The organism is Bradyrhizobium altum (assembly GCF_020889705.1).
Taxonomy (GTDB): Bacteria; Pseudomonadota; Alphaproteobacteria; order Rhizobiales; family Xanthobacteraceae; genus Bradyrhizobium; species Bradyrhizobium altum.
Map to the genome: position 1 here is coordinate 1 of NZ_JACMYP010000470.1, position 3263 is coordinate 3263.

Consider the following 3263-nt stretch of genomic DNA (forward strand, 5'->3'; position numbering starts at 1 on the left):
CTCGGCCTTGACCTGCTGCGCCTTCTGCGCGCCCTCGGCGGCGAGCCGGGCGCGCTCCTGCTCGGCCAGACGCGCCCTCTCGGTGGCGGACACGCGCGCGTCCTCGGCGGCGAACTTCTCCAGCTGCAGTCTGGCGAGATTGGCGTAGTAGCCGCTGGGATATTGGGCAAGGAAGGCGTTCATCGCGCTCTTGTTGCCGATCTGCAGCGCCAGCTCGTAATCGCGCCGGGCCTCCGACTGCGGCGTCGGTGCCGGCGCTGTGGGCGCGGCAACAGCGGCGGCGGGCGCCGGTTTGGCCGGTGCCGGCACCAGCGGCACGTCCTCGCCGCCGAGCGAGCCATAGACGAACGGCTCCTGGCGGTTGTTCGTGGTCTTCAGCACCTCGTCGCGGACATAACCGAAGGCGCGGCGGACATCGAGGCCGGGGGTCGGCAGGAACTTGGACAGCGCGATCGTGAACGGACTGTTCTTGCCGTCGCCGTCGGCCGCAGTCGAGCCGGCCTTCGCGGAATAGGCGATCAGCACATTCGGACTGGTCGGCTCGACCTTGGCGAGCCCCTGCCCGATCGCCCGGGTCGCCAGCGTCCGCTTCATGGTCTTGGCAAACGGATTGTCGCGGCAGGCATCGAGGATCACCAGCCGCAGTCGCCTAGCCGGCTCGATCGCGACCAGGATGCGGTCGAGCGAAAACGCCTCGTCATAAACGTCGGTATCGCGCTCCAGCCGGGCGTCGACCGGGATCAGGTAATTGGCGCCGTCCACCTCGATGCCGTGGCCGGCGTAATAGACCAGCGCGATATCGGCGTCGCGGGCGAGGTCGGCGAATTCGCGCAGCGCGCGGCGGGTCTCGACGGCTGGAAGGTCCTTGCGGAAGTCGACCACGTCGAAGCCGGCATTCTTCAACGTCGCGGCCATCACCGAGGCGTCGTTGACCGGGTTGGCCAGCGGCGCGGTGTTCCGATAGGCCGAGTTGCCAAGCACCAGCGCCACGCGCTTCTCGGCGAAAGCGGGCTGGCAGGCGATCAGGAGCAAGGCCGCGACGGCGAGCAGCAACCGTTTCAAGTTCAAGAGCCCAGACCCGTTCATGGCGACACTCTGGCCGTTTTCAGAGCCCCGTTCCGATTGAATCGGAACGAGGCTCTGGTTTCTTGTTTGACGCGTTTTCTTCACGCGAACCGGTATCCACTTCGCTCGAAAACGCTCTAGCACGCAGGTCCGTTTACCAGAAGCAGGCGGGGTGCTTTGTGAGGCGCCTCACGATCCGCGACGGCGTGGACCATGCCATCCTGACTGTTAGTCGACGAAACAGACCGCCGGTTCGGATTTGGCTGGTCACGCGATTTCGTGCACGATCGCGGCAACAAGAACAGAAGCACGGAGGACATGATGCAGGGCACAAGTGCGGCGGTTCCAGCCGCCAGAGCCGGCCAGGTCCGCAGCATGGCACGGGCCCTCCTCGCCCTCGCGCTCTTGGCCGGCTGCGCCGCGGGCTGCGGCCTGGTCGACGCCGTGTTCGACGGCTTCAAGCACGCCAGGACCGTGGAGCAGGATCTCCTCAACGATCGGGGTCAAGCCGGCGGTTGGCTTCAACTGGCACAATGGCCGGCTCACGTCCGTGACCGTCACCTTCCCCAGCCTGCTGCAGGACAAGCCGTTGCAGGCACTCGCAGACGCCGCGCGCAGCGCGGTCGGGAAGGAATTCAAGCAACGCGCCGACAACGTCGTGCTCGCCTTCGCGTTGGGACCATCCACGACCGTTGCCGCGCAAGCGGACCAGGCCCAAGACAAGAACTGATATCGCGCGGATTTATTCCCCGCCTTGCGTCATATGCTCCTGATATTGCGGCAGGTCGTCCAGTATCTCGTACCAAGGCGCCTTGGAGCCGACGAAGATATGCGCGGTCGGCCGGATCGTCGGCGCATCGCGCAGCGTACCCATCGTGACATGGACATAGGCGCCGTTACGCACGCGCGAATAGAGCAGCGATCCGCAGCGGCCGCAATGCGCGTCATGGGTGAGTTCGTCGCCGTAGATCAAAAGACCCTCGGCGCCGCTGGTGACGGTGAATTTTTCGCGCACGATGCCTGCGAACGGCTTGAACGCCGATCCCGTGGTGCGCCGGCAGTTCGAGCAGTGACAATTCAGCGCATAGCCAAACGCGTCGGCCACCTCATAGCGCACGTCGCGGCAGAAGCATTCGCCGGTCAGGATAGTTTCGTTCGAACTTGCGTTCGAATTTTCAGATGCGGTCACAACTCACTCCTCACGCGGAATTTTATCGCCGGCCATGGCGCAATCCGGCGGTTCATGGCTAAATCCTAAAGCCCTTTCCGTTCCGATTGAATCGGAACGGGGGCTCTCGATTCTTGTTTGACGCGTTTTCTTCACGCGAACCGGTACCCACTTCGCTCGAAAACGCTCCAGTAGACCAAAACCCTGCCGGGAGGACCACCCAATGAGCCAAGAACGATCCCAAGAACGATTTCAAGAACGATCCAGCGTCGAAAGCGTCGTGCAAACCTATTTCGACGGCCTCTACGAGAGCAATGCCGACAAGCTCGCGACGGCCTTTCATCCCAGCGCCGACCTGCGCTGGGTGGACAAGGGCGAGCTGAAGGTCCTCAGCGTGCCGGACTGGCTCGCTTTGGTGCGCAAGCGGCCGTCGGCGAAGGCCGAAGGCAAGCCGCGCGAGGACTTCATCGTCACCATCGACCGCTCCGACGACAACACCGCCTTTATCAAGGTGCGTTGCCAGCTGCCGCCGCGCTATTTCACCGACTACCTTGTCGCAATGAAGCTCGCCGACGGCTGGCAGATCGTCTCGAAGTCCTACCGCTACGATCAGCGGGACTGACCGGGCGGCCCACCGCATCCCTGCGACGGCTTTATGACACGCCCCAGCGGTCCGGCTCCGGCCGGACCGCATTGACTGGCGCTGCTTTCCGGGCGAATTGAGCCCATTATGGAAGCCAAGTTTCAGATCTTTCTCACCCTGCTCGGCGTGCTGGCGGGAACCGCCCTGGTTGCACGACGGACCGACATCGCGCCGGCGATCCTGCTCCTGCTGGTCGGCATCGTGCTCGCCTTCGTGCCGGGCATGCCGTCGCTGGAACTGCCGCCCGAACTCGTGCTTCTGGTGGTGCTGCCGCCGCTGATCTATTCGGCGAGCGTCGCGATGAGCTGGCGCGAGTTCAAGGCCAATCTGCGGCCGATCATCCTGCTCTCGGTCGGCTGCGTGATCTTCACCGCCTTCATGGTCGCG

General features: G+C 64.2%; 6 protein-coding genes. 3 read left to right on the forward strand and 3 right to left on the reverse strand.

The annotated features are described in order from the left end of the window. On the reverse strand, positions 1-1086 hold a 1086-nt coding region (locus H8B02_RS46335; protein WP_229172379.1), incomplete at its 3' end, for a caspase family protein. A 246-nt stretch (positions 1087-1332) separates the two neighbouring features. Continuing rightward, positions 1333-1572, reverse strand: a complete 240-nt coding sequence (locus tag H8B02_RS46340) for a hypothetical protein (protein ID WP_229172380.1) — start codon at positions 1570-1572, stop codon at positions 1333-1335. Between the two features lie 43 nt (positions 1573-1615). Here H8B02_RS46340 and H8B02_RS46345 point away from each other — a divergent pair, with 43 nt between their 5' ends. Continuing rightward, the gene (locus H8B02_RS46345; RefSeq protein WP_229172381.1) at positions 1616-1795 is read left to right on the forward strand and encodes a hypothetical protein; all 180 of its coding nucleotides are present in this window, start codon (positions 1616-1618) and stop codon (positions 1793-1795) included. Between the two features lie 12 nt (positions 1796-1807). On the opposite strand, the gene H8B02_RS46350 is transcribed toward H8B02_RS46345, so the two are convergent. After that, positions 1808-2254 carry a GFA family protein gene (locus tag H8B02_RS46350; protein WP_229172382.1) on the reverse strand — a complete coding sequence of 149 codons (447 nt, stop codon included), beginning with the start codon at positions 2252-2254 and terminating at the stop codon, positions 1808-1810. Positions 2255-2456: 202 nt separating this feature from the next. Between H8B02_RS46350 and H8B02_RS46355 the strand changes: the two genes are divergently transcribed. Then, entirely contained in the window at positions 2457-2855 is a 399-nt protein-coding gene (locus H8B02_RS46355) for a nuclear transport factor 2 family protein (RefSeq protein WP_229172383.1), read from the forward strand. Positions 2856-2963: 108 nt separating this feature from the next. Beyond that, positions 2964-3263: cation:proton antiporter domain-containing protein (locus H8B02_RS46360; RefSeq protein ID WP_229172384.1), on the forward strand; the 300-nt coding region annotated here is incomplete at its 3' end.